Origin of the sequence: Actinoallomurus vinaceus (assembly GCF_039542055.1) — a bacterium.
In the GTDB taxonomy this organism is placed as follows: Bacteria; Actinomycetota; Actinomycetes; order Streptosporangiales; family Streptosporangiaceae; genus Actinoallomurus; species Actinoallomurus vinaceus.
The window spans coordinates 11,936-38,382 of sequence record NZ_BAABHK010000030.1 but is presented as its reverse complement, the minus strand read 5'-3'; the positions used below and the strand labels follow the sequence as shown (position 1 = coordinate 38,382).

General features: G+C 71.3%; 23 protein-coding genes. 11 read left to right on the top strand and 12 right to left on the bottom strand.

Annotation, left to right across the window (positions count from 1 at the left end):
* Window positions 1-47: 47 nt before the first annotated feature.
* The 5 genes from map (at window position 48) to ABEA24_RS51060 (ending at window position 5,446) form a co-directional block, all read left to right on the top strand.
* Window positions 48-896 carry a type I methionyl aminopeptidase gene (gene map, locus ABEA24_RS51080; RefSeq protein ID WP_345443594.1) on the top strand — a complete coding sequence of 283 codons (849 nt, stop codon included), beginning with the start codon at window positions 48-50 and terminating at the stop codon, window positions 894-896.
* A 34-nt stretch (window positions 897-930) separates the two neighbouring features.
* The gene (locus tag ABEA24_RS51075; RefSeq protein WP_345443591.1) at window positions 931-1,902 is read left to right on the top strand and encodes a DNA polymerase ligase N-terminal domain-containing protein; all 972 of its coding nucleotides are present in this window, start codon (window positions 931-933) and stop codon (window positions 1,900-1,902) included.
* Between the two features lie 154 nt (window positions 1,903-2,056).
* On the top strand, window positions 2,057-3,310 hold the full coding sequence (locus tag ABEA24_RS51070; RefSeq protein WP_345443588.1) for a cytochrome P450 family protein: 1,254 nt from the start codon (window positions 2,057-2,059) through the stop codon (window positions 3,308-3,310).
* 207 nt (window positions 3,311-3,517) lie between these two features.
* A complete protein-coding gene (locus ABEA24_RS51065; RefSeq protein WP_345443585.1) occupies window positions 3,518-4,255 on the top strand; it encodes a metal-dependent hydrolase in 738 nt (245 codons plus the stop codon).
* A 162-nt stretch (window positions 4,256-4,417) separates the two neighbouring features.
* A complete protein-coding gene (locus ABEA24_RS51060) occupies window positions 4,418-5,446 on the top strand; it encodes a S1C family serine protease (RefSeq protein ID WP_345443582.1) in 1,029 nt (342 codons plus the stop codon).
* Window positions 5,447-5,499: 53 nt separating this feature from the next.
* Here the strand turns inward: ABEA24_RS51060 and ABEA24_RS51055 are convergent, their stop codons facing one another.
* The 3 genes from ABEA24_RS51055 to ABEA24_RS51045 all read right to left on the bottom strand — a co-directional run bounded on the left by ABEA24_RS51055 (window position 5,500) and on the right by ABEA24_RS51045 (window position 7,741).
* The gene (locus ABEA24_RS51055) at window positions 5,500-6,285 is read right to left on the bottom strand and encodes an SDR family NAD(P)-dependent oxidoreductase (RefSeq protein WP_345443580.1); all 786 of its coding nucleotides are present in this window, start codon (window positions 6,283-6,285) and stop codon (window positions 5,500-5,502) included.
* A gap of 68 nt (window positions 6,286-6,353) precedes the next feature.
* Window positions 6,354-6,917, bottom strand: a complete 564-nt coding sequence (locus ABEA24_RS51050) for a retropepsin-like aspartic protease (RefSeq protein ID WP_345443577.1) — start codon at window positions 6,915-6,917, stop codon at window positions 6,354-6,356.
* 206 nt (window positions 6,918-7,123) lie between these two features.
* A complete protein-coding gene (locus ABEA24_RS51045) occupies window positions 7,124-7,741 on the bottom strand; it encodes a TetR/AcrR family transcriptional regulator (RefSeq protein WP_345443574.1) in 618 nt (205 codons plus the stop codon).
* A gap of 100 nt (window positions 7,742-7,841) precedes the next feature.
* Here ABEA24_RS51045 and ABEA24_RS51040 point away from each other — a divergent pair, with 100 nt between their 5' ends.
* Window positions 7,842-8,183, top strand: a complete 342-nt coding sequence (locus ABEA24_RS51040; RefSeq protein ID WP_345443571.1) for a rhodanese-like domain-containing protein — start codon at window positions 7,842-7,844, stop codon at window positions 8,181-8,183.
* 390 nt (window positions 8,184-8,573) lie between these two features.
* On the opposite strand, the gene ABEA24_RS51035 is transcribed toward ABEA24_RS51040, so the two are convergent.
* The 3 genes from ABEA24_RS51035 to ABEA24_RS51025 all read right to left on the bottom strand — a co-directional run bounded on the left by ABEA24_RS51035 (window position 8,574) and on the right by ABEA24_RS51025 (window position 13,656).
* The gene (locus tag ABEA24_RS51035) at window positions 8,574-9,530 is read right to left on the bottom strand and encodes a TIGR03621 family F420-dependent LLM class oxidoreductase (protein WP_345443569.1); all 957 of its coding nucleotides are present in this window, start codon (window positions 9,528-9,530) and stop codon (window positions 8,574-8,576) included.
* 64 nt (window positions 9,531-9,594) lie between these two features.
* Window positions 9,595-11,622 (bottom strand): bifunctional copper resistance protein CopD/cytochrome c oxidase assembly protein, encoded by a 2,028-nt coding sequence (locus ABEA24_RS51030; RefSeq protein WP_345443566.1) that lies wholly within the window; start codon window positions 11,620-11,622, stop codon window positions 9,595-9,597.
* Window positions 11,623-12,357: 735 nt separating this feature from the next.
* Window positions 12,358-13,656, bottom strand: a complete 1,299-nt coding sequence (locus tag ABEA24_RS51025) for a helix-turn-helix domain-containing protein (RefSeq protein ID WP_345443564.1) — start codon at window positions 13,654-13,656, stop codon at window positions 12,358-12,360.
* Window positions 13,657-14,252: 596 nt separating this feature from the next.
* Here ABEA24_RS51025 and ABEA24_RS51020 point away from each other — a divergent pair.
* The 4 genes from ABEA24_RS51020 (at window position 14,253) to ABEA24_RS51005 (ending at window position 19,254) form a co-directional block, all read left to right on the top strand.
* Entirely contained in the window at window positions 14,253-15,659 is a 1,407-nt protein-coding gene (locus tag ABEA24_RS51020) for an NCS2 family permease (protein WP_345443561.1), read from the top strand.
* 229 nt (window positions 15,660-15,888) lie between these two features.
* On the top strand, window positions 15,889-17,364 hold the full coding sequence (locus ABEA24_RS51015; RefSeq protein WP_345443558.1) for a potassium/proton antiporter: 1,476 nt from the start codon (window positions 15,889-15,891) through the stop codon (window positions 17,362-17,364).
* Window positions 17,365-17,463: 99 nt separating this feature from the next.
* Entirely contained in the window at window positions 17,464-18,579 is a 1,116-nt protein-coding gene (gene ald / locus ABEA24_RS51010; RefSeq protein WP_345443555.1) for an alanine dehydrogenase, read from the top strand.
* 102 nt (window positions 18,580-18,681) lie between these two features.
* Entirely contained in the window at window positions 18,682-19,254 is a 573-nt protein-coding gene (locus ABEA24_RS51005) for a histidine phosphatase family protein (RefSeq protein WP_345443552.1), read from the top strand.
* Between the two features lie 77 nt (window positions 19,255-19,331).
* On the opposite strand, the gene ABEA24_RS51000 is transcribed toward ABEA24_RS51005, so the two are convergent.
* The 3 genes from ABEA24_RS51000 to ABEA24_RS50990 all read right to left on the bottom strand — a co-directional run bounded on the left by ABEA24_RS51000 (window position 19,332) and on the right by ABEA24_RS50990 (window position 22,257).
* A complete protein-coding gene (locus ABEA24_RS51000) occupies window positions 19,332-20,408 on the bottom strand; it encodes a M1 family metallopeptidase (RefSeq protein ID WP_345443549.1) in 1,077 nt (358 codons plus the stop codon).
* Window positions 20,409-20,959: 551 nt separating this feature from the next.
* The gene (locus ABEA24_RS50995; protein WP_345443546.1) at window positions 20,960-21,655 is read right to left on the bottom strand and encodes a hypothetical protein; all 696 of its coding nucleotides are present in this window, start codon (window positions 21,653-21,655) and stop codon (window positions 20,960-20,962) included.
* A complete protein-coding gene (locus tag ABEA24_RS50990; protein ID WP_345443543.1) occupies window positions 21,652-22,257 on the bottom strand; it encodes an RNA polymerase sigma factor in 606 nt (201 codons plus the stop codon). Before ABEA24_RS50990 ends, ABEA24_RS50995 begins: the two co-directional genes overlap by 4 nt.
* Window positions 22,258-22,420: 163 nt before the next feature.
* Here ABEA24_RS50990 and ABEA24_RS50985 point away from each other — a divergent pair, with 163 nt between their 5' ends.
* The gene (locus ABEA24_RS50985; protein ID WP_345443540.1) at window positions 22,421-23,107 is read left to right on the top strand and encodes an alpha/beta fold hydrolase; all 687 of its coding nucleotides are present in this window, start codon (window positions 22,421-22,423) and stop codon (window positions 23,105-23,107) included.
* An 8-nt stretch (window positions 23,108-23,115) separates the two neighbouring features.
* Here ABEA24_RS50985 and ABEA24_RS50980 read toward each other — a convergent pair whose 3' ends face one another.
* The 3 genes from ABEA24_RS50980 to ggt form a co-directional block, all read right to left on the bottom strand.
* Window positions 23,116-23,955, bottom strand: coding sequence for an oxygenase MpaB family protein (locus tag ABEA24_RS50980; protein ID WP_345443538.1), 840 nt, complete (start codon window positions 23,953-23,955; stop codon window positions 23,116-23,118).
* Between the two features lie 178 nt (window positions 23,956-24,133).
* Window positions 24,134-24,457, bottom strand: a complete 324-nt coding sequence (gene cutA / locus ABEA24_RS50975; RefSeq protein WP_345443535.1) for a divalent-cation tolerance protein CutA — start codon at window positions 24,455-24,457, stop codon at window positions 24,134-24,136.
* A gap of 142 nt (window positions 24,458-24,599) precedes the next feature.
* Complete coding sequence (gene ggt, locus ABEA24_RS50970) at window positions 24,600-26,426, bottom strand: gamma-glutamyltransferase (RefSeq protein WP_345443532.1); 1,827 nt, start codon at window positions 26,424-26,426, stop codon at window positions 24,600-24,602.
* Between the last annotated feature and the right edge of the window lie 21 nt (window positions 26,427-26,447).

The following is a 26,447-nucleotide window of genomic DNA, read 5'->3' as shown; positions in this document are numbered from 1 at the left end:
GATCATGGTGTCATCGTGCCCCGGCGGGCTGACTACACTCCAACAGCATGACGACGCAACTCCGTCCCGGTCACGTATCCCCGATGCGCAAAGTGCCGGCGGACATTCCCCGGCCGGAGTACGTCGGCAAGAAGGTGCCCCGCACCGGGGAGCCGGACGTCAAGACGCCCGAGATCATCGAGCGGATGCGGGTCGCCGGGCGGATCGCCGCGCAGGCGCTCGAGGAGGTCGGCAAGCAGATCCGGCCGGGTGTCACCACCGACGAGCTCGACCGCATCGGGCACGAGTTCATGCTGGACCACGGCGCGTACCCCTCGACGCTGGGCTACCGGGGCTTCCCCAAGTCGCTGTGCACCTCGCTGAACGAGGTCATCTGCCACGGCATCCCCGACGACACCGTCGTCCGGGAGGGCGACATCATCAACATCGACATCACCGCGTTCAAGGACGGCGTGCACGGGGACACCGACGCGACCTTCCTGGTCGGTGAGGTGGACGAGGAGTCGCGGCTGCTCGTCGAGCGCACGCGCGAGGCGACGACGCGCGCCATCAAGGCCGTCCGCCCGGGCAGGCAGCTCAACGTCATCGGCCGGGTCATCGAGTCGTACGCCAAGCGGTTCGGCTACGGCGTCGTCCGCGACTTCACCGGGCACGGCATCGGCACGACGTTCCACTCCGGGCTGATCGTGCCGCACTACGACGACCCGCACGCGACCACGGTCATCGAGTCGGGGATGACGTTCACGATCGAGCCGATGCTGACGCTCGGCACGATCGACTACGAGATCTGGCCGGACCGCTGGACTGTCGTGACGAAGGACCGCAAGCGCACCGCGCAGTTCGAGCACACGATCCTCGTCACCGACACGGGCACGGAGATCCTCACCCTCCCGTGAGATAGGGCGGTCCGTCGCGGGTACGTACCGCGCCGTGGCCGACAGACTCGGGACGTACCGCAGCAAGCGCGACGCGAGCCGTACGCCGGAGCCGGTTCCCGGCGAGGGGCCGCTCCCCCGTGGGAACGACGACACGTTCGTGATCCAGGAACACCACGCGCGGCGGCTGCACTGGGACTTCCGGCTCGAACGCGACGGCGTGCTGGTGTCCTGGGCGCTGCCGAAGGGCGTGCCGGACGATCCGCGGACCAATCATCTGGCCGTGCACACCGAGGACCACCCGCTGGAGTACGCGTCGTTCGCCGGGGAGATCCCGAAAGGCGAGTACGGCGGCGGTCAGGTCGGCATCTGGGACCGCGGAACGTACGAGACCGAGAAATGGACCGACCGTGAGGTCAAGGTCGTCCTGCACGGAAACCGGGTGTCCGGCAGATACGTCCTGTTTCGGACGAACGGCAAGAACTGGATGATCCACCGGATGGACCCGCCGGTCGCCCCGGACGCCGACCCGATGCCCGAGCAAGTCGACCCCGTACGGCCCGAGGTGCGCGAACGCCTTCCCCGCCGCGCGGAGGCGTACGGCTTCGAGTTCGCGTGGGGCGGGTGCCGGTTGATCGTGTTCTCCGACCGCGGCACGACGCACGCCCAGGACGCCGGCGGCGAGGCCGCCAAGACCCCGTCCGGGCTCGGGGAGTCGCTTGCCGCCCACCGGGTCGTCCTGGACGGCGAGGTGGCCGTCGTCGAGGACCGCGAGACCTATATGATCTTCGACGTGCTCCACCTGGACGGCCGTTCGCTGTTCGACGAGCCGTACCAACGGCGTCGGGAGCTGCTGGAAGGCCTGCGTCTCGCCGGGCTCCGATGGCAGACCGCGCCCTGCTTCGACGACGGCGAGGCGGTGCGGGCCGCCGCGCGGGAGCAGGGCCTGCCCGGGGTCGTCGCCAAGCGTCTCGACGCGCCCTACCGTCCGGGAAAAGCCGACTGGCGTCTCATACCGGTCGAGTGAGGCGCGACGTCCGGATCCGTTGCCCTATGCCGCTCCAGTCAAACATTCTGTCCGAATTAGGACGAGTTGGCACTAAAAACGAAAAATGCCCTGGCCGGAATGTCAGCGGGTAATTACGCTACGGATGTCATTCCCATGCATCTGGAGGCAATACGTGGGCGGTTCCCGCTTCCCCTTCCCCACGCCGGGAGAGCCGATCCTTCACACCTACGCCCGGCTTCGTGACGCCGGGCCCGTGGTCCCCATCGAGCTGCCGGGGAACGTTCCCGCCTGGGCGGTGAACAGCTACGAGGCGCTCGCCGACGTCTTCGCACGCGACAACAAGGTGTTCTCGGCAGACCCCCGGCACTGGATCGCCCTGCACGACGGAACGGTTCCCGCGGACTGGCCGATGCTCCCCCTCGTCTCCGGTGACCACCTTCAGGTCAAGGACGGCGTGGACCACCGGCGGCTGCGGACCCTGATCGCCCGGGCCTTCACGGCCGCCCGAGTGGAGGCGATGGCGCCCCGGATCGCCGAGATGACGGCCGAGCTCATCGACGGCATCGCCGCGGCCGGAGACGGCGTCGACCTCGTGCCCGCCCTCACCGAGACGTTGCCGATGTCGGTCATCTGCGACCTGTACGGCGTCCCTCACGCCGAACGGGCCCAACTGCGCGGCTGGACGACCACGCTGCTGTCGCACACCGCCACCGGCGAGCAGGCCGCCGCCGCCAATGAGGCGCTGAACTCCTACCTGGCGTCGCTGGTCGACCTCAAACGACGCGAACCGGGAGACGACCTGACGACCGGGCTCGTCCGGGCGCACGACGACGAGGACCGTCTCTCCGACGACGAACTCGTCAGCGCCCTGTGGGTCATGCTCATCGCCGGCCACGAGACGACCGTCCACCTGCTCGGCAACGCCATCGTCGCACTGTGCGCCCACCGGGATCAGCTCGCCCTGGCGATCGAACGAGACCTGTGGCCCCAGGTGGTCGAGGAGACCCTGCGCTACCGCGGCCCCGTGCTCGGCTCGCCGTTCCGGTACACCGTGACCGACACGATCCTGGCGGGCGTACCCATCCCCGCCGGTGAGGCCCTCTGGCTGAGCCTGGCGCACCACGGGACCGAACACGGACGGTACGGCGACACGGCCGACCGGTTCGACATCACCCGCGAGCAGAGCGGTCACCTGGCGTTCGGGTTCGGCCCGCACTTCTGCGTCGGCGCGCCGCTGGCCCGGTTGGAGAGCCGCATCGCCCTGGACGCTCTGTTCGGGCGCTTCCCGGAGCTCAGCCTGGCCGCCGACGCCGACGCCATTCACTACAACCCGTCGTTCATCACGTACGGGCCGTTGTCCCTGCCGGTGAACCTCGGCCCGGCGCGGAAGCGGGCCGCGGAGGAGCGCACGCCGGAGCCCGCGTGACCCTCCGATAGGCGCGTTCTCCGGGGGCGCGCTCAGGTCCGCGCGACACGTGCCCGGACCCGGTCCTGACCGGGTCCGGGCCATTGTGTTTCCACACTGCGGACTGATTCCGGTCGATTGCGGAACCGCTCCGGCGCGTCGCGCGTCCGTACTCCCCGAAGCGGGCTACAGTCCGCGCGTGTCAACAAAGCGGGTGATCTTCACATGATGGGCCATACGCATGCGCTGGCCGGGGCGGCGGCCTGGCTCGGGACCGCGCCGTTCCTCGCCGACTTCGGCATGCGGATGACTCCCGGCCAGATCGCGGCCGGAGCCGTCGTCTGCGCCGGGGCGGCGCTGCTTCCGGACCTCGACCACCACGACGGGACGATCGCCAACACGTTCGGCCCGGTCACCCGCGTCCTGTGCAAGGGCATCAGCGTGGTGTCCGGCGGGCACCGGCACGCGACGCACTCGCTGCTGTTCTGCGCACTCATGGCGGTCGGCGCCGACCTGCTGTCGCAGCACGTCGTGCAGGCGTGGTGGGTGATGCTGTTCCTGCTCATCGGCCTGGGGTTGCAGGGGATCGGGATCGGCGTTCCCAAGAAAGAGCACTTCGACGCGCTGCTCAACGCCGCGATCGCCGGCGGGCTGACCTTCCTCCTGGCGCAGATGAAGTTCACCGGGCCCGGCCTGGGGACGCACGGCTACACGCTGGGGTGGGCCGGCTTCGCGGTGGGGCTCGGCTGCCTCATGCACGTCATCACCGACTCCATCACGCCGCAGGGCTGCCCCGTGTTCTGGCCCATCCCCTGGCGACTCGCGATCCCGCTGGTGCCCCGCACCAACGGGAAGGTCGAGAAGTGGGTGGTCACGCCCATCCTCACGCTGGGCATCGTGATCCTCGGCATTCGGTCGTCGGCCGGCTCCTTCGCCGCGCACTGGCTCACGCACAACGGCGGCTGACCCTCCGGCTCACGCGCAACGGCTGACACCCCGGCTCACACACGACGTCGGCAGGCACCACGGTGTCCGCCGACGGCATTCCGCGGGCGCGCCACACCGCTTACCCCGCGACCTGCTGGGAAGAGCAGTGATGTGGGACACATGACACGGTGTGGCGCTGCCGTGATCACCGGACTGGTGCTGGTCGCCGGATGCGGTGGCGGCGACGCCGACAAGACGAACGCGGCCGCGACGGCCCCCGGCGCCGCACCGCCGGCCCCGGGGTACGCCGGCCAACTGGAGCAGACGTACGAGCAGGTCGTCAAGACGGTGCTGCCCTCCGTGGTCCAGATCGACACCGACTCGGGGCTCGGGTCCGGCGTCATCTACGACAACAAGGGCGACATCGTCACCAACGCCCATGTCGTCGCGGGGGCCAACCGGCTGAAGGTGACCACCGCGACCGGCAAGAAGGCGCTGCCCGCGCAGCTCATCGGCCAGTACGCCCCGGACGATCTGGCGGTCGTGCGGGTGAGCGACGGGTCGCTGAAGCCCGCGCACTTCGGCGACTCCAGCCGCCTGACGGTGGGCCAGATCGTGCTGGCGATGGGCAATCCGCTCGGCCTGTCGGGCAGCGTGACCAACGGCATCGTCTCCGCGGTCGGACGCACGGTGTCCTCGCCGCGCGAGGGCGCCTTCCCGGGCGCGACGATCGCCGGAGCGGTGCAGACGAGCGCGCCGATCAACCCGGGGAACAGCGGTGGCGCGCTGGTGACCTTGAACAACGAGGTGATCGGCATTCCCGCTCTCGCGGCGTCCGACCCGCAGATCGGGGGCGCGGCCGCGGGCATCGGCTTCGCGATCCCCAGCAACATGGTCAAACTGATCGCCGATCAGCTCATCAGGTCGGGCCGCGTGACCAACTCGGGCCGGGCCGCGCTCGGCGTCACGATCCGGAACGTCGCCGACCTGGCGGGCAACGTCATCGGCGTCGGGGTGGTGTCGGTGACGAAGGGCGGACCCGCCGACCGGGCCGGGATCCGCCCCAACGACGTCATCGTGTCGGTCAACGGCACCAAGACGCCGACCACCGCCGAACTGTCCGACGTCCTGGCCGTGCTGAAGCCCGGCGACAAGGCGCAGGTGGTGGTCCAGCACCCGGACGGCAGCAAGACCACGACCGCGGTCACCCTGGGCCAGCTGCCCGGTTAGGGCTGTTGCCCGCGCTGCCTGATGAGAAAGCCGCTGGACGCGTGCGGGGGTCCTCAGGCGAACCCGGCCAGCGCGCGGTCGGTGGCCTCGCGCAGCAGGCCGCGGACCTTCGGGTCGTACGCGTCGCCGTGCGCCTTGGAACGCCTCATGCCGTCGAAGAACCGGCCCGTTCCGACGTCCTCGGTGACGAGCCGCAGCACGGCGTCGCCGCCCTCCTCGACCGTCGACCACGGAGTGACGCCGGCCTCGCGGACCATCGCCGTGTCCATGTACGTCGCGGGGTGTATGCAGTTGACCGCGACGCCGTCCAGCTGTTCGGCCAGGTCGAAGGTCCAGGCGGCGAGCGCCAGCTTGCTGCGGCAGTACGCGAGGGTGCCGCCGTAGCGGCGTTCCATCGTCAGGTCGTCGAAGTCGATCGTGTCCTGGCCGAGGGAGCCCTCGTTGACGACCCGGGCGCCCGGTCCGAGCACGGGCAGCAGCAGGCGCGTGAGCAGCACGGGCGCCAGGTAGTTGACGGCCCAGTGCAGCTCGTGCCCGTCGGCGGTGAGCCTGCGGCCCGTTCCGCTGCCGACGCCCGCGTTGTTGATCAGTACGTCCAGCCCTGTGCCGTCGGTGCTCTCCGCGGCGAGGTCGGCGTGGACGCGGCCGGCGAGGTCGCGCACCTCGGCCAGCGACGCGAGGTCCGCGACGTACGGCCGGCCGCCGGTCTCCGCCGCGACCGCGTCGAGCTTGGCCCGATCACGGCCGTGCAGCAGAACGGTCATGCCCCGCTCGGCCAGGCGCCCGGCGAGATACCGGCCGACGCCGGCCGTGGATCCAGTGATCAGTACGGTGGTCATGGTCCGATCCTCGTACGCGGTGCCGGGCCGGTACCAGGGCACGCCGGTCCTGGTACGACGGCTACCACTCACGGCTGGAAGTTGATGCGGTCGTGCTGGAAGTCGAGGGTGATGCTGCTGAAATGGCGGAGTTCGTCCGAACCGAGCAGCCCGGACACTCCCATGCCGAGGTCGACGACGGCGAGAGACCTGGCCCGGAGCGGGATGCCACCGATCGTCCACTGCCGCACCTTGACGATCGGCACGGTTCCGCTGCCGGTGACGCCCTGGACCCGGTGCTGCTGCCCCGTACGCGGCAGCCCGAGCCGGCGGACGAGGCTGCGGTCGACAGAGGAGTTCGACGACCCGGTGTCCAGGACGAACTCGTACGGGCCCCGGCCGTTCACCCGCACCGGGACGAAGACCAGCGTGCCGTCGCCGCTGTTGACGACCCGCATGGGGAGCGAGAAGCCGCTTCCGGTCTGGACCGGCGAGAGCGCTCCCAGCTGCGAGGGCGCCGGCGACACGGGGGCCGAGCCGGCGGGCACGTGGGAACTCGCGGTGGCGGCGGGCCGGACCTGTGTCTCGGCGCAGCCGATGGCGACCGGCAACGCGACCGCCAGCAGCAGCCCAGTGATCATCGTGCGGGACACACGGACGGACGTTCCCGTCGGCGGGCGGGCTAACCCGCGTCGCCGAAGAAGCTGGCCGGATCTTGGCCGGCCGGGAATGGACCGCGAAGGTCAGGCGTCACGGCCGGGAATGGACCGCGAAGGTCAGGCGTCGCGGCGCGGAGCGGACGGCGCGGTCAGACGTCACGGCGCGGTCAGACGTCACGGCGCGGAGCGCACGACGAAGGTCAGACGTCGCGACCGGACGGGATGACGCGGGCGGCGAGGTCCAGGACCCCCGCGCGGATGCGCTCCCAGTCGTGGCCGTCGGCGCGCAGCGCGTGGACGAGGTCCGCCGACAGCGCGGCCAGGAGCATGTGGGACAGGTGGTCGGCGTCGGCGCTCGGGTCGGCCTCGTGGATGAGGATCGCCAGGTGTCGGTGCCAGAACCGGTAGGCGCCGATGCGGTAGCGCGCGCCCGGCACGGCGGTCTCGGACAGCCGTGACACGTCGAGGTGGCCGGCGAGGTAGTCGAAGTAGGCGCCGATGAACGCCGTGATCCGCTCCGCCGCCGGGGCCCCGGGCCCGAGCGGGGGCGGGCCCGACAGGATCCCCTTCTGCAGTTCGCGTTCCCGATCGTCGAGGAGGGCGGCGGCCAGGCCCGACTTGTCGCCGAAGCGCCGGAAGACGGTGCCCTTGCCGACCCCGGCCTCGCGGGCGACGGCGTCCATGCTCACGCCGTCCACCCCGTGCTCGGCGAACAGCCGGGCCGCGGCGTCGAGCACGAGCCGACGGTTGCGCGCGGCGTCGGCCCGCTCGACCGGCCTCCGCGCCGCCAGCGACAACAACTCGACGTCCTCCGGCATCCGCACTCCCTCACTCGGTCGATCTCTCGACATTCGGACCATAGTCCGGTAGCGTCCTCGATACCAACCGGACTGCGGTCCGATTATCGAAGGGATCACCATGACCGCGCTCATCTCCCGCGACGACCTGCGTGCCGCCATCGAGGCCGGCACGGTGACCGTCGTCGACGCCCTGCCCGAGTCGTACTACGCGCAGCAGCACCTGCCCGGCGCGCTCAACCTCGTCGAGGACGAGGTCGACGCCCGCGCGGCGGACCTGCTGCCGGACCGGAACGCCCCGATCGTCACCTACTGCTCGAACGCCGCCTGCGGCAACAGCGAGGCGGTGGCGACCCGGCTGACGAACCTCGGCTACACCGACGTCCGCAAGTACCGTGAGGGCATCCAGGACTGGGTGGAGGCCGGCCTTCCCGTCGAGTCCGGAACTCCCGCCGCCCGCTGACCGGCCGACATCGCCGAGCGGCCCCGGCCCGGCCCGGGCCCGGCCGCTCAGGCGTCACCATCGGCCCGGCCCCTCCCCACGCTCAGATGTCGCCTCGAGACTGGCCCCGCCCCACACCCGGGGCGGTCAGGGGCCGGGCCTCTCCCCGCACTCAGGCGTCACCCCGGACCTGGCCCCACCCGACACCCGGGGCGGTCAGGGGCCCCATCCCGACGCCCGGGCGGTCACCCCGAGCCGAGCGGGCATCACCCCAGGCTTGGCCCCGCCGCGCCGCCGCCCGCGATGTCTCGGAGGAGACCGCTGGCCGGTGCTCGGCCGCCGGCCGCCCACGGTCCGCTGCCCCCGGGGCGACCGGCGCGGCGTCACCCCGGACCGGGCCCCGCCCGGCGCTCAGGCGTCAGCCTTGACCGCCCGTACTCGCTCGATGACGGGGGCGAACGCCTCCATGTACGAGCCGTGCACCGTGTAGTACGTGAAGCCGAACCGCTCGCGATACCGCAGAATCCGCTCGGCCATCTCGTCGACGGTGCCGATCAGGACGAAGGGCGTCTCGAGGATCTCGCCGGCGCTCAGGGCGCGCCCGAACCGCTCGCTCAGCTCCTCGGCGGCCGCCCGCCGGTCCTTCGTCTCCAGCACGATCTGGACGAGCACCTGCCACTCGACCTCGTCCGCCCGCTCACCCGCGCATTCGCGCGCGTAGCGGACGCGTTCGTCCGTCTCGGCCGCCGTGGCAAGCCGGAACGTCCCCGGAGGTTGGCCCTTGACCTGGTACGTCCCGGCGATCCCGACGATGTCGGCGCGCTCCGCGGCGACGCGCAGGATCCGGTCCCCGGTGCCGCCGATCAGCAGCGGCGGCCCGGAGCCGCCGAAACCGTGCCGCTGCACCGGTGCGAGCGCCGGGAGTCCCATCGCCTCGCGGAGAGCGGCCTGCTGTTCGTAGCCGTCCGCAGCGAAGAGCCGGGCCAGTTCGTCGATGGTCGCCTCGAGACGGTCGGCCCGGGCGCCGAAGGGCTCCCACAGGATGCCGGCCTCGTCGAACTCCCATTTCATGTGCCCCGCCCCGAGTCCCAGCTCCAGCCGGCCGTCCGTGAGGACGTCCGTGGTGGCCACCTCCCGCGCCAGCAGGGCCGGATTCCAGAAGGGGGCGTTCAGCACCAGCGTGCCGACCCGGAGGCGTTCGGTCGCCGCCGCCGCGGCGACCAGTGCCGGGAACGGCGCGGGCATGCCGAGATGGTCCGCGGCGAACACCGTGTCGTAGCCGTACCGCTCGCCCTGCCGGCAGGTCTCGACGAGCGCCGCGCGGGAGTCGAGGCCGAGGAGGTTGAAGGAGAACCGGAAGCCGCCCATGACGATCACCCTCACGCACGGCGGCGCGGCGGCCAAGCCCCTTCGCCTCAGGGCGAAACCACTGTCAGTCCTGGCTCTGCGCCCGCTTGTCCAGCGACGCCAGGTAGGCGTTGTAGTCGGCCAGTTCGTCGTCCTCCTTGCGCGCGGCCGCCCGGTCGGCATGGCGCTCCTGGCGGCGCGCCACGCGCTGGTCCTCCGCGAACCACTGGAACACCAACGCGAGCAGCACGATGAACGTCGGGATCTCCCCGAACGCCCACGCGATGCCGCCTCCGGTGTGCTGATCGGCGAGGATCGACGACCCCCACGGCCGGTGCAGCGAGTTGTACCAGCCCGCGGCGATCGGCTGCCCGAGCTCCATCAGCGCAATGCCGAAGAAGGCGTGGAACGGCATGGTGACGAACAACAAGAGGATCTTGGCGATGTACGGCAGCCGGCGTGGCGTCGGGTCGACCCCGATGAGCACGTAGAAGAACAGCGTGCCGGCGACCATGAAGTGCACGAGCATCGCGAGGTGGCCGACGTGGGCGCGCATGAGGTAGCCGAACAGCGACGTGAAGTACAGCAGGTACGTGCTGCCCATGAAGATGATCGTCGCGGTGGCCGGGTGGGCGATGAACGCCAGCCCCCGGCTGTTCAGGATGGCGGTCAGCCATTCGCGCGGTCCCCGGTCACCACGGATCGCGGCCGGCTTGAGCGCGCGCAGCGCCAGCGTCACCGGGGCGCCCAGCACCAGGAAGATCGGGGTCAGCATGGACAGCACCATGTGCTGGATCATGTGCACGCTGAACAGCACCGGAGCGTACGTCGCGGCACCCGTCATCGTCACCGCCACCACCGTGACCAGACCGGCGAACCAGAAGGCGGTCCGGGTCACGGGCCAGCGGTCGCCGCGGCGGCGCAGCCGCGTCACCCCGGCGACGTACAGGCCGCCGAGCACGACGACGAGGACGGCGAAGAACAGGTCGGGCCGCCACAGCGTCGCCAGCCGGGCGACGCTCAGCGGCGGCGGCATGTCGAAGCCCAGCAGGCTGCGCACGGGTGTCTCGTCGGTCGCGGGCGCCGGCGGGGCGGTACGGGCGAGCGCGACCGCGACTCCCATCGTGGCGGCCATCACGAACGCCTCGACGGCGACGAGCCGGATGAACGGCCACGGCGGGCGGACGACCGGCGGCCGCGCGTACCCCTTGGGGTTGTGCGCCATGATGGCGGGCAACGTGCGTTCGCGGTGCAGCCAGCCGAGCACGCCCAGCGTGGTGAACAGGACGGCCTTGACCAGGACCAGCCGGCCGTAGTCGCTGGTGAACAGCTGGGTGGGAGTGGGGACGCGGGAGATCGCGTTCGCGACGCCGCTGACGCCGACGGCGACGAAGCACCACAGCGCCATCCGGCTGAACCGGTGGGCGGCGACCCCGAGGTGGTCGCCGTCGTGGGCGGCGTGCCAGCCCAGGATCAGCAGCCCGCCCACCCAGGGCGCGAGCGCGACGACGTGCATGGCGAGGCCGCTGATGGCCAGCTCGTGGTTGGGCGAGGACGCCGAGTGGCCGGTCAGCGGCGGCGGCAGCAGCGCGACAAGGGCGGCGACGAGCAGGCCGGCCGCGCCGCCTGGCGTGGCCGCGGTCCGGGCGAGCAGCGCGATCATCGCGGTCAGCAGCACGACGATCATCAGCGCCGTGCCCTGCGGCAGCTGACCGACGTAGCTGGAGAGCTCGTTCCCGCCGGCGATGGTGGCGACGGGCTCGCCGAGGATGTCGGAGACGGTGAAGAGCAGTGTGGCGGCGGCCCCGGCCGCCCAGACGGCGGCGATCCAGGACGCGCCCCGTAGGTAGCGCACGGCCTGCGGGTCGAGCACGCCCTTGGCCGAGGGCAGCAGGACGACGGCGCCCAGCAGCGCACCGACGGTGAGGGTGCCGCCGAGGTCATTGATCAACCGGGCGACCGGAAGGCCCCACCGGGTGAGCGTGCCCGCGTCGGCGAGCCCGCTGATGACCTTCTCGCGGACCGCCCCGCCGGCGACCAGCGCGACGAGAAGGGCGGCGACGCTGGTGAGCCCGACGAGTGCCGCAGCGATGTACGGCCGGTGGCTACGCATGGGAGACCGCGAGCCGGAGTCGGACGGCTGAGCGAGGCGCACTACCGTGCGCGTCACCCGAGCCGAAGTGGGCGTCGGGCCGACCGAGGCGGGAACCGGCCGAGCCGGAGCGGGCGTCCGCCGCGCCGGGGCGAACGTCGGCCGACCCAAGGTGGGCATCGGGCCGACCGGGCGAGAAGCCGACCGAGCCAGGCCGGGTGACGGCCGAACCGAGACGGGCGTCGGACCGAGCCGGCCGAGAGCCGGCCGAGCCCGGGCGGAAGCCCGCCGAGCCGAGGCGAGCGTCGGCCAAGCCGGGGCGGGCGTCCGCCGCGCCGGGGCGAACGTCCGCCGGGCCGAGTTGGGCATCGGGCCGACCGGGCCGTGAGTCGGCTGAGCCGAGGCAAGGGTTGGCCGAGCCGAGGTAGGCGTCGGGCCGACCGGAGCGGGCGGCGGCCGAGCCAGGGCGGGAGCCTGCCGAGCCGGGACAAGGGTCGGCCGAGCCGAGGTGGGCGTCGGCGGAGCCGGGGCGGCGCGCGGGCGGCGAGAGGTTCATCATGGTGAAGGAGGCGGTCTCTCCGGGTCGGCAGGTGTTCCCGGGGCGCTCACCGCTCTGGGCGCGCTACGCGTGCGGCCTCGTGCCCCGGCCGCCGCTCGCCCGCTCGTCAGGATCGCTCCCCGGACCTCCTCAGCTTATTCACCCTCCGACGCCCGGTGGATACGGGTCGCCCGGACCGCTCCCGGCCGCCTCCGGCCTCACAGTCCCGCGCAGGCCAGCGCCCGCCGGTACGCGTCGGCCCGCTGCTGCGGCGAACCGGCATCCGACAGCAACTCGGCGAGCCGGAACCAGCCCTGCGCCGCCTCACGGGAGGGCCCGATCTCCCTGAGGCAGGTCATGGCACGCTCCAGCGTGGCCGCCGCCTCGTCCGGGTGGCCGAGCCGCAGGGTCGCCTCGGCGAGCGCGATCAGGGCTCCGGCGGTGGCGGGCCGCGGATCGTTCCCCAGGAGGTTCAGCGCCTCGTTCGCCCGGTCGGCGGCCCGCTGCGCCTCACCCATCGCGAGCTCCGCGCGGGCGAGTTCGGTGAGGCACCAGGCGACGTCGAGGTCCGCCGCCCCGGTCGCGGTCAGCTCGTGGAGGGCGCGTTCGAGCTCGTCGCGGGCGCGTCGCGCGTCCTGCGGCCGGGCCAGCAGCATCAGGGTGGCGTACTCCCTCCGCAACCGGCTCACGTCGCGCAGGTCCGCCGCCTCTCCCAGGAGGGACAGCGCCCGCTCCCCGTACGTCGCCGCCGTGTCGAAGTCGCCCTGGTGCTTCGCGACGAGGGCGGTCTCCCAGTAGGCGGCCATCCGGGCGGCCGGGCTGCCGGTCGCCTCCGCGTGGTCGAGCAGCCGGTCGGTGAGCTGCCGGGCGCTGACCAGGTCGCCGCGTTCGAGGTAGACGCCGACGAGGGTGCCGCCGAGCTTGACCGTCTCGTCGCTCCACGGCCCCTCTTTGGCGGTCACCCGCGCGAACGCGCGCTCGGCCACCGCCGCGCTCTCCGCCAGGTCGCCCTTCTCCCGGTGGCAGCGGGCGGCGGCGACGTTGACCCGGATCCACTCGTCGGTGTCGTACTCGAGGGACAGGTCCGACCCGAGGGCGGCGAACTCCCGCAGCGCCTCGTCCAGCGCACCGGCCGCCTCGAGGGCGAGCGCGTGTCCCCACCGGGCCCGGCGCGCCGACTCGGGCAGCGCGGCCAGCGCCGGGTCGGCCAGCAGTTCGGCGAACCGGTCGCGCGCCTCGGTCGCCCGGCCGTTCCGCAGGGCGGTGTCGGCACGGTCGAGGGTCGTCTGCAGCCGCTCCTGCGTGGCTTCGTCGATGCCGCTGGAGAGGTAGGACGCCGAGCAGCCGAGCTTGCGGGCAAGGAGCCGGACGACATCGGGGGTCGGGGTGCGCTTCCCGCTCTCGATCAAGGAGACGTAGCTGTCGGACAGCTCGGGAAGAGCCAGCTGCGCCTGGGAAAGGCCCTTGCGCATCCGCGCCCAGCGGATGCGTTGTCCGAGCGATTGGTGACTATCCACTTTGACCCACTTTTACGAAAACAATCAACAAGGAATCAGGAGGGTTTGTCGAATCCATGGCGTGATTCCCGAAGCCTCGCGGGCTTGGTCCCGCAGGCGGGACGTTCTCCCGCCGACCAGCGACACTTCGACGATCACGCCCCCTTGCAACGGCCGACTGATCGACCCGCTCGGCCCGATCCGCGGCACTGACGATACTTGTACCAGAAAGGATAGTTTTCGCTGCCTTCTTACAGAAGACTCTTGGACGACATTCGAAACCCGCCGCGGCGATCCGCCCCCGGCAACGCCCCCGCAGGGCGGCCGATCCGTCCGCCGGGCACGGGCAAAGCAGCGCGGCGATTCGCCCCATTTCACACGCAGATCGAGGGAACGCCTCACGCCGCCCCGGGCCGTACGAGCGGGCGGGTCCCGCACCCTACCGGCCGCACGCCCGCGGGGGATCCGTAACTTGCGTACCGGTGAGTCCGGAAGACGACGTCAACGGTTAGTCTTCCGACGTCACCCCTGCGGTCCGCGACCTGTGCGATCCCGTTCATGATCGATTCGTCGGAGGCCGCACCCTGAGTCGCGACCCCTGCGAAACGGAGCCCCGAATGACGACGCGGCTGGAGGCCGGAGGTCCCCTCGACCGCTTCTTCGACCTGACCGCACGCCGGACCACGGTGGCGCGCGAGGTACGCGGCGGCATCACCACCTTCGTGGCGATGGCCTACATCATCCTGCTGAACCCCATCATCCTCGGCGGAGCCGAGGACGTGACCCACGCGCACCTGTCGATTCCGCAGTTGACCACCATGACCGCGCTGTCGGCCGCGATCGCCACCCTCATCATGGGCCTGGTCGGCAACGCGCCGCTGGCCCTCGCGTCCGGGCTGGGCATCAACGCGGTCGTCGCCTTCCAGGCCGCTCCGCACATGACCTGGCCGCAGGCCATGGGCCTCGTCGTGCTCGAGGGCGCGGTCATCGTGATCCTGGCCGTCACCGGGTTCCGCGAACGGATCATGAACGCCATCCCCCTGGCGCTCAAGCACGCCATCGCCGCGGGCATCGGCGCCTTCATCGCCCTGATCGGCATGGTCGACTCCGGTTTCGTCGGCAAGGGCGAAGGCACTCCCCTGACCCTCGGGACGGGCGGCCACCTCGCGGGCTGGCCGGTCGTCGTGTTCGTCATCGGCCTGCTGTTGATGATCGTGCTGTACGTCCGCCGCGTCCCCGGAGCGATCCTGCTGAGCATCGCGGTCGCCACGGTGCTCGCCGTCATCATCAACAGCAACGCCACGATCGCCGGCAAGGCGTGGGGCACGGTCGTGCCGAAGCTCCCTTCCAAGCTCGTCTCGACCCCCGACTTCGGCCTGTTCGGAAAGGTCGACCTCTTCGGCGGCTTCGGCCGGGCCGGAGTGCTCACGGCCCTCGTCGTGCTGTTCACCCTCGTGCTGAGCGGCTTCTTCGACGCGATGGGCACGATCCTCGGGCTCACCGAGGAGGCCGGGCTGCTCGACGAGGAGGGACGCGTGCCGCGGTTGGGGCGCGTCCTCGCCGTGGACGGCCTGGCGGGGATGGTCGGCGGCCTCACCAGCTCCTCCGCCGGCACCGTGTTCGTCGAGTCGGCGGCGGGCATCGGCGAGGGCGCCCGTACGGGGCTGGCCAACGTCGTCACCGGGCTCCTCTTCGCCGCGACACTGTTCCTCACCCCGATCGCGGCCGTGGTGCCGGCACAGGCCGCCGCCCCCGCGCTCGTGATCGTCGGCGCGCTGATGATGACCCAGGTCGCCAAGATCGGCTGGTCCGACCTGGACATCGCGATCCCGGCCTTCGTCACGATCGTGATGATGCCCTTCACGTACTCCATCACCAACGGCGTCGGCGCGGGCGTCATCGCCTACACCCTGATCCGGACCGCCCGCGGCCGGTGGGCCGGCTGGCTCCTGTGGGTCATCTCGGTCGTCTTCGTCGCCTACTTCGGCATCAACGTGATCGAGCGGATCTTCGGCATCTCCTGACACGGCACCGCGCGGCCCCGGACACCCACGGTGCCGGGGCCGGTCGCGCGGTCCGATCCGACCCGCGCCGAGAGGACCGGCCTCGCTCGAGGCACGCGGCGCGCGGGCGGACCTCGCCGCTCGAGGTCACGTTCTCCGCGACATATGGATAGCGTTAAGGCCTCAGGTGCGCCGGGAAGTCTGGTCGGCTCTGTCTTTATCGTCCCCTTTTCAGGAAGAGGCAGCCGCCGTGACAGAGGTCGAAGCGTTCGGGCTCGCCGTTCTCGTGACCGCGCTCATCGGCACGGTGGCCGTGCTGTCCAACCGGTTCAGCGAACGCACGCGGATCCCGGCGCCGGCGATCTTCCTGGTGTGCGCGGCGGTCGCCTCCGACCTGTGGCCCCGGCTCGGCGCGCTCTCCCCGCCGACGACCGAGAAGATCGTCACCGTGGCGCTCGCCGTGATCCTGTTCGACGGCGGCATGCACATCGGCCGGCGCCGGTTCCGCTCCGCGGCCGCCGCCACCGTCTGGATCGGCGTCGCCGGGACGCTCATCACCGTCGCGGCCCTCGCCCTGCTCATTCATTACGCGTTCGGCATGGACTGGCGCCTGGCCGTGCTGCTCGGCACCGCCCTCGCCCCGACCGATCCGGCCGTGGTCTTCTCCGTGCTGGGCCGCCGGGAGATCGCCGGACGCACCGGCACCCTCCTGGAGGGCGAGTCCGGGGCCAACGACCCGGTCGGCATCGCCCTGCTCGTCGCCGTGCTCGGCGCGACCGGCGGCGGGCTGTCGGCGGTCGGCCACGTCACGGTCGGGTTCCTCCAGCAGATGGTGATCGGGGCCGCCGTCGGCGTCGCGGGCGGGATGCTCCTGCTGGCCTTCATGCGGCGCGTCCCGCTCCCCAGTGAGGGCCTGTACGCGCTGCGGGTGCTGTTCGGCGCGCTGGTGATCTACGGGCTGGCGACCGTCGCGCACGGCTCGGGCTTCCTCGCCGTCTTCGCGGCCGGCATCCTGCTCGGCGACGAACGCGCCCCGTACAAGAGGGAGATCGAGCGGTTCCACTCGTCGCTGGCGAGCCTCGCCGAGATCGTCGCCTTCATCATGCTCGGCCTCACGATCAGTCTGCGCGACCTCGGTGACGGCGGCGCGTGGTGGATCGGGCTGATCATCGCCGCCGTGCTGGCCTTCGTGATCCGTCCGGTGTTCGTCGGGCTCCTGCTGTGGCCGGTGCGCCTGCGGCGGAACGAGCGGATCTTCGTGCTGTGGACCGGGCTGAAGGGAGCGGTGCCGATCCTGCTCGGCCTGTTCATCCTGCAGGAGGGACTGCCCGGCGTCCGGCGCGCCTACGAGATCATTTTCGTGGTGGTGGCGTTCTCGGTGACCGTCCAGGGCGGTCTGGTGCCGGAACTCGCCCGCCGGCTGGGCATTCCCCTGCGCGTCGTCGAGCCCGAGCCGTGGAGCCTGGGCGTGCGGTTCCAGGAGGAGCCGGAGGGCCTGCACCGGTACCAGGTGAGGGCGGGTTCGGCCGCCGACGGCATGACCGTGGACGACCTGCCCTGCGGCGAGGACGTCTGGGTCAGTTTCGTCATCCGGGGCGGCCGCCTGGTCCCGGTGCGCGCCGACACGCTGATGCGGGCGGGAGACGAGGTGCTCGTCCTGGCCCCCGACACCCCGGACCTGGAGGCCGTCTTCACCCGCCGACGGGACGACTCCCCGGCGGGCTGACATGGTGTCAGCATCCTTGGCCATGCGGATACAGTTTGGTCCCGCCTCTGCGGTCGTCGCGCGGCCACTCTTAGGGGAGAAGCACCCTGAGGAGGAAACGTGAAGGTCGGCGTACCCCGCGAGATCAAGAACCACGAATACCGCGTGGCCATCACGCCCGCGGGCGTGCACGAGCTGGTCCGGCACGGCCACGATGTCTTCATCGAGCGCGGGGCCGGCGCCGGCTCGTCGATCCCCGACGAGGACTACATCGGCGCCGGAGCCAAGATCCTGGAGACCGCTGACGACGTGTGGGCGGCCGGTGACCTCATTCTCAAGGTCAAGGAGCCCATCGCCGACGAGTACCACCGGATGCGGAAGGGCCAGACGCTCTTCACCTACCTGCACCTGGCGGCCTCCCGCGCGTGCACCCAGGCCCTGCTCGACGCCGGCGTCACCTCCATCGCGTACGAGACCGTCCAGCTGCCGAACCGGTCGCTGCCGCTCCTCGCGCCGATGTCGGAGGTCGCGGGCCGGCTCGCGCCGCAGGTCGGCGCGTACAACCTGATGCGCTTCAACGGCGGACGCGGCGTGCTCCCCGGGGGCGTGCCCGGCGTCGCCCCGGCGAAGGTCGTCGTGATCGGCGGCGGGGTCTCCGGGCTGAACGCCGCCCAGATCGCCGTCGGAATGGGCGCGGACGTCACCGTGATGGACGTCAGCGTCGACCGGCTCCGGCACATCGACGCGATCTACCAGGGCCGCCTGAAGACGCTGGTGTCGAGCGCGTACGCGATCGAGCAGGAGGCGCTCGGCGCCGACCTCGTCATCGGCGCGGTGCTGATCCCCGGCGCCAAGGCCCCGACGCTGATCTCGAACGAGCTGGTGTCCCGGATGAAGCCGGGCTCGGTGCTCGTGGACATCGCCATCGACCAGGGCGGCTGCTTCGAGGACTCCCACCCCACGACGCACGCCGACCCGACCTACAAGGTCCACGAGTCGGTCTTCTACTGCGTCGCCAACATGCCGGGCTCGGTGCCGAACACCTCGACGTACGCGCTGACGAACGTCACGCTCCCCTACGCCGTCGCGCTCGCCGACAAGGGCTGGCGTACGGCGCTGCGGGACGACCACGCGCTGGCGCTCGGCCTCAGCACCCACGACGGCGCGCTGGTCAGCGAGCCGGTCGCCGAGGCGCACGGCCTCCAGGCGACCGCGCTGGAGGACCTGCTCGCCTGACGTCGTCGACGCGAGCGCCCCGGCCGGCCGACGGGCCGCCGGGGCGCTCGCGCACCGAGGCGGAGTCGGAGCGCTCGTTCCGTGTCCCGTATCGTGCCCCCCATGGGGGAATTGATCCTGCTGCGACACGGTGAGACCGAATGGAGCCGCACCGGAAGGCACACCGGTCGCACCGACGTCGCCCTGACCCCGCGCGGTGAGGAGCAGGCGAAGGCGCTGGCGTCGCTCGTCGCCGCCCGGGACATCGCGCTGACCGTGACGAGCCCGGCCCAGCGCGCCCGGCGTACGGCCGAACTGGCGGGGCTGACCGGCACCGAGACCGACGACCGGCTCTGGGAGTGGGACTACGGCGCGTACGAGGGCCGTACCACGCCCGCGATCCGCGAGGAGCGGCCCGGCTGGTACCTGTGGGCCGACGGGGTGCCGGAGGGAGAGACCGTCGACCAGGTCGGCGCCCGGGCGGACGCCGTCATCGAGCGCGTCCGGCCGTACCTCGCCGAGGGCGACGTCGCCCTCGTGGCGCACGGGCACGTGCTGCGGGTGCTGACGGCCCGGTACCTCGGCCTGCCGGCCGCGGACGGCCGGCTGTTCCGCCTCGACACCGGAACGATCTCCACGCTCGGCACCGAGCACGACCGTCCCGTCATCGGCTCCTGGAACGTCCCCGCCCGCTGACCCGCTCATTCCCGAGCCTGGATCGCTGACGTGCCTGGAACCCCTCGGCGAGGCCGTGGAGAAGCAAATCGGCAGGGTCAGCCCGCGATGCGGTGTTTCGCCCAGAAGGACGTCAGGTCAGTGGAGGTCATGGCTTGCGCCGCCGCCTTGAACTCGGCGGTCGTCGAAACCCCGTACCGGTGTGACCGTACGTAGCTGCGCAGCAGGGTCGTCATGGCCGCGTCGCCCAGCACGCGGCGCAGATCGTGCAGGGCGCACTTGCCGTACTCGTAGACCACGATCCCGTAGCGGCTGGAATGCTCGCCCTGGTCCCAGTAGCCCATCGAGTTACTGATCTTTTCGGCCGATGACGTCCACGACACCCGGCTCCAGCATCCGGAGCCGCTGATGCCCCGGTAGCGGTCAGTGGCGTAGTCGGCGAACGCCTCATCCAGCCAGGGAGCGTTGAACTCGTCGTCGCCGACGATGCCGTACCACCACTGGTGGGCCAGCTCGTGTGCGACGACCGTGGAGTCGACTTTGCTCAGCACGAACCCCGGATACTCCATGCCGCCGAATGAGAAGTCGTCGTCCAGGACGACGTCGACCTCACCGTACGGATAGGCACCGAACCGCCGCGCGTGCGCGTCGACCGCAGCCGTCGCGGTGCTCCGCATCGACCGGGCCGAGCCGGCGGAGATGCCGCTTCTCCGGTACACGTTGACCTTCACACCGCGAGGAGTGGTCGCGGAGATCTCGCTGAACGGCCCGGCCGCCCAGGCGAAGTCGCGCACCTTCGTCGCGGTCGCCGTCGTGATCGTCCGGCCGGACGAGCCGCGCGTGTCGGTCGACGTACCGGTCGCCGGCACCTTCAGCGTGCTGGGGTGGTCGAGGGTGACCTTGAAATCGGCGGCAAGACTGTAGAACGACTCACCGAGGATCGAATAGGGATCCAGGTGCCACTGGGAGCCGTCACGGACCGCCAGTGCGGGCAGCGCGTTACCGAGGAAGTTGTACGCCCCGTCGTGGCCGAACCGGTCGGCGCCTGAGTTCGGGACGGCGATCTTCAGGTCGAAGGCCACGGACCCGATCTTCCCTCGGGCCAGCGGCTCGGGCAGCGTGATCTTCAGTGCCGTACAGTCGACCTTGGGCACGCCGGGCGTGCCGCCTGTCACGTGCGACACCGTGATCGGTGTGGTCGGGCAACTCCCGTAGAAACCGTCCCAAAGACGCAGGTAGACCTCCTTCAACGCGGTGGCCGAAACGTTGGTGAACCGCACTGACTCATGCCCGGTCCACGTGCGGCCGGAGGCGTCACTCTTCAGGCTGACCGCGTACGACGGCGTGGCAGGGGTACGGGTTGCGTCGAACGGCGCCGCAGCCGGCTGTGCCGCCGAGGTGTGACTCGTCGTCGCAACAGTAGCGACGATTATCGCGGTAAGGGCTGATGCGGTCGCGAAAGGGATCGCGATCCTTCTATTCATTCAGGCTTCCAAAGGGGGGTGAGGGCTCGGGGATTGCGCATGGTGGCACCTGAGCATCGGACGCGGGCCGCTCGCTTTGTGTTATTTCGACCGGCCAAATGGATGGGTCGTACCGTGATATGTGAGGATCGCTGCGGCCAGGTGGAGCCGGTGCGGCCCCGCTGTGACGGGGCCGCACGCCCCGCAGATCCGTCAGTAATGAGAGGCGGCCCGCGCCCTGCGGTCGAGCCGGGGGTACCAGGTCACTTGGGTGGCGTTGTGATCGGTCCGTTGGGGCCGTCCATTATCGGTGCCGGTCGTGCGGTGGAGGTCGGCTTACAGGCGGCCACGGCGCCTCGGAAGACGGCGATTCTGAAGATTGAGGATTTGTCAGGGTGTGACTTGTCGAAGGATGCCTCAATGACCAGAGTCTCGTCCGCTTTGAGCCCAGCCGGGGAGAGTCGTAGCACCGTATTCTTGTTCGCGGGCTTACGCGCCGCGGGAAGCGGGACGACCTTCATGGTGTCCTGGGGGACCATGAGACCACGGGGCTCCAGGCAGACCTGCCCCAGCGGCACGTAGTCGACGACCGCCCGGAGGCCGTTTTCGCGGAGAGTCGCCTCCAGCTTCTTCGGGTAGAGGAACTGACGGATCACGACCTCCACGGTGCCGTCGGAATGTTTCGTCACGGCGTACGCCGGAGTGGTGTTCGTGAGCGGCAGTCCGACCGCGATGGCTGCCGCTGCGGCGGCGATCGTGCCGAGTCCGAGGCGGAACGCCATCCGGCGCCGGGCACGGGGGAACCTCGCCGATCGCCCGGCATCGACGCCATTCGGCCGGTCCGCCGCCGCACGGTCGGCCCGTGCGAGGATCTGTGCGCGCGTACGGGCCCGGGCCTTGTCGGCCAGCGGCGGTACGTCGGTGCCGATCCGGGCGAGAAGGTCGATCTCATCCATCATGCTGACTCCTGTTCTTCCGTGGTGGTGCCGAGCGCGGCTCGCAGACGCGCTCGGGTTCGGTGGATTCGTGACCGTACGGTGCCGATGGGGATGCCCAGGGCCGCGGCGATCTCTTCGTATGTCAGGTCCGCCCATGCGAAAAGAAGCAGGGTGTCGCGGTCCCCGTCCGCAAGCGTGGCGATGACTTCGATCAGCGGCCGGGCCATCGCGTTCGCGTCGACGCGGGCCGCGACCCGGTCGACTGGTGACGGCTCGTCCGGCTCCGTACCGGATCGGGCCAGGATCCGCCAGCGCCGTGCCTGCGATCGCTGGTGGTCACGCAACATGTTCGTCGCGATGCCCAGCAACCAGGGCAACGCCCCGGTGGGACTCCGTTCGGGGTCGAATCGGTCTCGCTGGTCGAACGCCCTCAAGAAGGTCTCCGACAGCAGATCGTCCGCCACGTCCGGTCCCGCTCGGCGCGCCAGGTAGTGATGCACCCGGTCGGAGTGCCGATCGAACACCGCCGCGAACCGCTCGGGGTTCCGTCGCGACCGGTCGATCAGTTCCGCGTCGGTCGGCTCGGCCTCAAGGCCGTGCCGGGGGAGTCGTTCCGTCTTCACACCCTCTATTGGGCATCCACCGCCGATCCGGTTCACGCCCGGCGCACCGCAGCCCGCCATCGCCCGTCGACCCGGCGGAGGTGGTGAGAGGGCGGTCGAGAGATGTTCCGCCGATGATCGGCGGAGACCCGGCCGCGTGTTCTCAGGACGTAGGCTCACCGCCATGGATGATCTTCGCACGGCCGACGTCGGCGACGTGCGCCTGGCCTACCGGGTCGGCGGCGAGGCCGCGGCCCCTCCGGTCGTGCTGCTGCACGCGCTCGGCGAGGGCGGCCGGACCTGGCAGGAGACCGGGGCGGCCCTTGCCGCCTCCCACCGCGTGTACGCGGTCGACCTGCGCGGGCACGGCGCGAGCGACCGGGCCGCCGCATACTCCTTCGAGCTGATGCGCGATGACGTCGTGGCCTTCCTCGACGTCCTGGGGCTGGACCGGGTGGGCCTCGTCGGGCATTCGATGGGCGCCACCGTGGCGTACCTGCTGGCCGGGAGTCACCCCGAGCGCGTGGACCGCCTCGTCCTGGAAGAGCCGCCGCCGCCCGTCCCCGCCGATCCGCCGAGGCGCCTCCCGGCGAACCCGGAGGAGACCGAGGCGTTCGACTGGGCGGCGGTGGACGCGATCTACCGGCAGCGCAACGATCCCGACCCGGCCTACTGGGACGTGCCGGCCGCGATCACCGCGCCGACGCTGGTCGTCGCGGGCGGGCCGGGCAGCCCCCTCCCCCAGGACCAGCTGACGAGGTTCGCGCAGGCGATCCCCGATCACCGGCTGGTGACCATCGACGCCGGGCACCTCGTCCACGAGGAGAGACCCGGGGAGTTCGCCGCCGCGCTGACCGCCTTCCTCGCCTGAGCCAGGCCCTAGGAGGCCGCGGCGAGGCCGGCGTCCCCTTCCCGGCTCAGGCGGCGGGCGCGGCGGGCGTCGGGCGAGTAGCGCCACTGCTCGGGCACCACCTGAGTGCCCCGGTACAGAGCCTTCAGCGTGGTCGTCGCCCACAGGTCCTCCAGCGGCGTGGCCGGCAGGCCGTACATGCGGCGCGCCCAGCGCGGGAGGGTGGCCACGACGAGCGTCGCGATGCTCGGCGCGGCCAGTTTGAGCGGCAGCATCCGGCGCGGGACGGCCGGGTTGTACAGGCGCCGCAGGCCCTGCTTCGCCTCCTTGCAGGCGTAGATCTTGGGCCGCATCTCCGCGTAGTACGCCCGCATCTCGGCGACCGAGGCGGGGATGTCGGCGGGGTCGAGGCCGACGACGGCGCCGGAACGGCGCTGCTCGTCGACGAACGCGTCGGCCTCCTCCGGCGTCAGCGGAACGCCGGCGCGCAGGGCGATGTCGAGGTAGGAGTCGACCTCGCCCATGTGCACCCAGAGGAGGTTCTCCGGCTCGTCGATCCGGAAGATCTCGCCGGTGACCGGGTGGTAGCCGGTCAGCTTGGAATGGATGCGGCGCACCCGGCGGCCCACCCGCTCGACCTCGTCGAGGGTGCCGTACGTGCGGACGCGGACGAACTCGATCGTGCGACCCAGCCGCGACCAGGCGGCCCGGGGATCCATCAGCTCGGAGTTCTGCGCGGTGCCCCACATGGACGGCGGGTGCAGCGCCTGCAGGATGAGCGCCCGAAAGCCGCCCACCATCTGGACCGGCTCCCCCATCACCTTCCAGGTCACCGAACCGGGGCCGAACAGCCCGTAGTCCTCGCTCATCGCCACCGCCTCGGGAGGTCCTGCCGGCGCGGTGCGACACGCGCCCGATGCAAGTAAATGATTATTTCCCCGGATCAAGGTTTTCACACGCCGTCGATGCGGGCGTCCGGCAGTCCGAACAGGTGGGGGCGGTCGCGGATCGGGGCGTCGTCACGGCCGTGGGGCGGTGGCCGGGCGGTCAGATCGTGGTCTGCTCGCGGACCCAGGCGAGGTAGTCGCCGCTGCCGGCGACGACCGGGGTCGCGATGATCTCCGGGGTGTCGTAGGAGTGCTGCTCGGTGATCTGCGCGGCCAGGGCCTCGAAGCGCTCGGCCGTGGTCTTGAACACCACCATCCACTCCTCGGCCGATTCGATCTCGCCCTCCCACCAGTAGGTGCTGGCGATGGGGCCGACGAGCTGGGCGGCGGCGGCGAGGCGTCCGGTGACCGCCGAGCGGGCGATCTCGGCCGCCTCCTGGCGTGAGTCGGTGGTCGTCGTCACCTGGACGTACGCCTCGGCCATCAACGGCTCCCTTCCCCGCACGATGGTAGCCCCGGCGGGCGCTCGCCTCCCGTAGTGATCACGTAATCATTCCGGAACGATCACGTGAGCGGCGCGGGAACGCCGCCCGCCTCGACGGCCTCGAGGCGGGCGGACGGCGCGCTCATCGGCTCGGGCTGACGACCATGGCGCTGCCGCCCTGCCGGCGGACGGGTTCGGCGACGGCCTGGAGCCTGCCGCCGCCGAGGAACTCCACGCCGGCCGCCGCGCCGATCACGCCCGCGGGCGGGCCCGGGAACACGACGAAGTCCTGCCCCTTGGCCTTGAGGGCGGCGCCGTACTGGTCGATGAAGGCCTGCTCGGCGGCGGTCTGCGCCGTGTTGCGCTGGGTGGCGCGGGGCGCGGCCACCGCCTGCGGCAGCATCATGCCCAGGTCGACGCGGTTCAGCAGGATCTGCAGCACGGTGGTGATGATGGTGGATCCGCCCGGGGAGCCGACCGCGAGGAACGGCCGCCCGTTCTTCAGCACGATCGTGGGCGCCATGCTGCTGCGCGGCCGCTTACCCGCCGCGGGCAGGTTCGGGTCGGGGTAGCCCGCCGGGGTCGACGACGTGAAGTCGAAGTCGGTCATCTCGTTGTTGAGCAGGAACCCGCGGTGCGGCACGGTGATCCCGCTGCCGCCGAACTGCTCGAGCGTCAGTGTGTAGGAGACGACGTTGCCCCACCGGTCGGCGGTCACGAGGTGGGTCGTCTGCGGTCCCTCGTACGGCAGGTTCTGGGCGGATCCCTGCGGGGTCGCGCAGCCGTGGGCGTTCAGGTCGCCCGGGGGCACCGGACTCTTGGCCGCCTCGTCCGGCTTGATGAGGCACGCCCGCGAGCGGGCGAACCCGTCGGACAGCAGCGTCTTCAGCGGCACGTCGACGTACGCCGGGTCGCCGACGTACGCGCTCCGGTCGGCGTAGGCGAGCCGGGAGGCCTCGAGGTAGGTGTGCAGGGCCTGGACGGGGTCGTGGAGGTCGAACTCCTTCATGATGTTCAGCGCCTCGCCCACCGTGGAGCCGCCGGAGGAGGGCGGGGCCATGCCGTAGACGTCCAGCCCCCGGTAGTTCACGTGGGTGGGAGCGCGCCGCAGGGCGTCGTAGGCGGCGATATCGGAGGTCTCCATGACGCCGGGCCGGACGTTGCGCGTGGTGGCCGGGTCGACGGGCGGCTTGCGGACCGTGCCGGAGATCTCGCTGCCGAGCGCGCCGCCGTAGAACCAGTCGACGCCGCGCCGGGCGATCTGGCGGTAGGTGTCGGCGAGGTCCGGGTTGCGGAAGGTCGATCCGACGGCCGGCGGCTTCCCGCCGGGCAGGAACAGCTCCCGCGTCGGCACGATGGCCTTGAACCGGTCGGCGTTGAGCGCCGTCTGGTCGTAGAACTCCTGGTCCACCGTGAAGCCGTGGTCGGCCACGCTGATCGCGGGCCGCAGCAGACCGCCGAGGCGACGGGTGCCGAAGCGGCGCAGGGCGCCGTCCCACGTGGCGAGGGTGCCGGGGACGCCGACCGACAGGCCGCTCGTCACCGCCTCGTCGAACGACAGCGGCTTGCCGGTCTTCGGATCGATGAAGAAGTCCTTGGTCATCTTCGCCGGGCCGGTCTCCCGGCCGTCGATGGTGGAGACCTTGTGGGTCCGCGCGTCGTAGTAGGTGAAGAAGCCTCCGCCGCCGATCGCCGCGACGTACGGTTCGGTCACGCCGAGCGTCGCGGCGGTGGCGACCGCCGCGTCCACCGCGTTGCCGCCGTGTCTCAGCACCTCGATGCCGGCCTTGGTCGCGTCGAGGTCGACGCTGGAGACCGCACCGCCGTATCCGATCGCGACCGCCTGTTTCCCCTGGGGAGGGGCCGCGTCACCGGCCGGATGCGCGGGCGCCGTGCGCGCGTCGGCCGGCGCGGTGAGGGTCGCCAGGGCGAGGGCGGCGAGCCCGAGGACGGCGTTTCTGCGGCGCATGGAGATCTCCTGACCCACGGT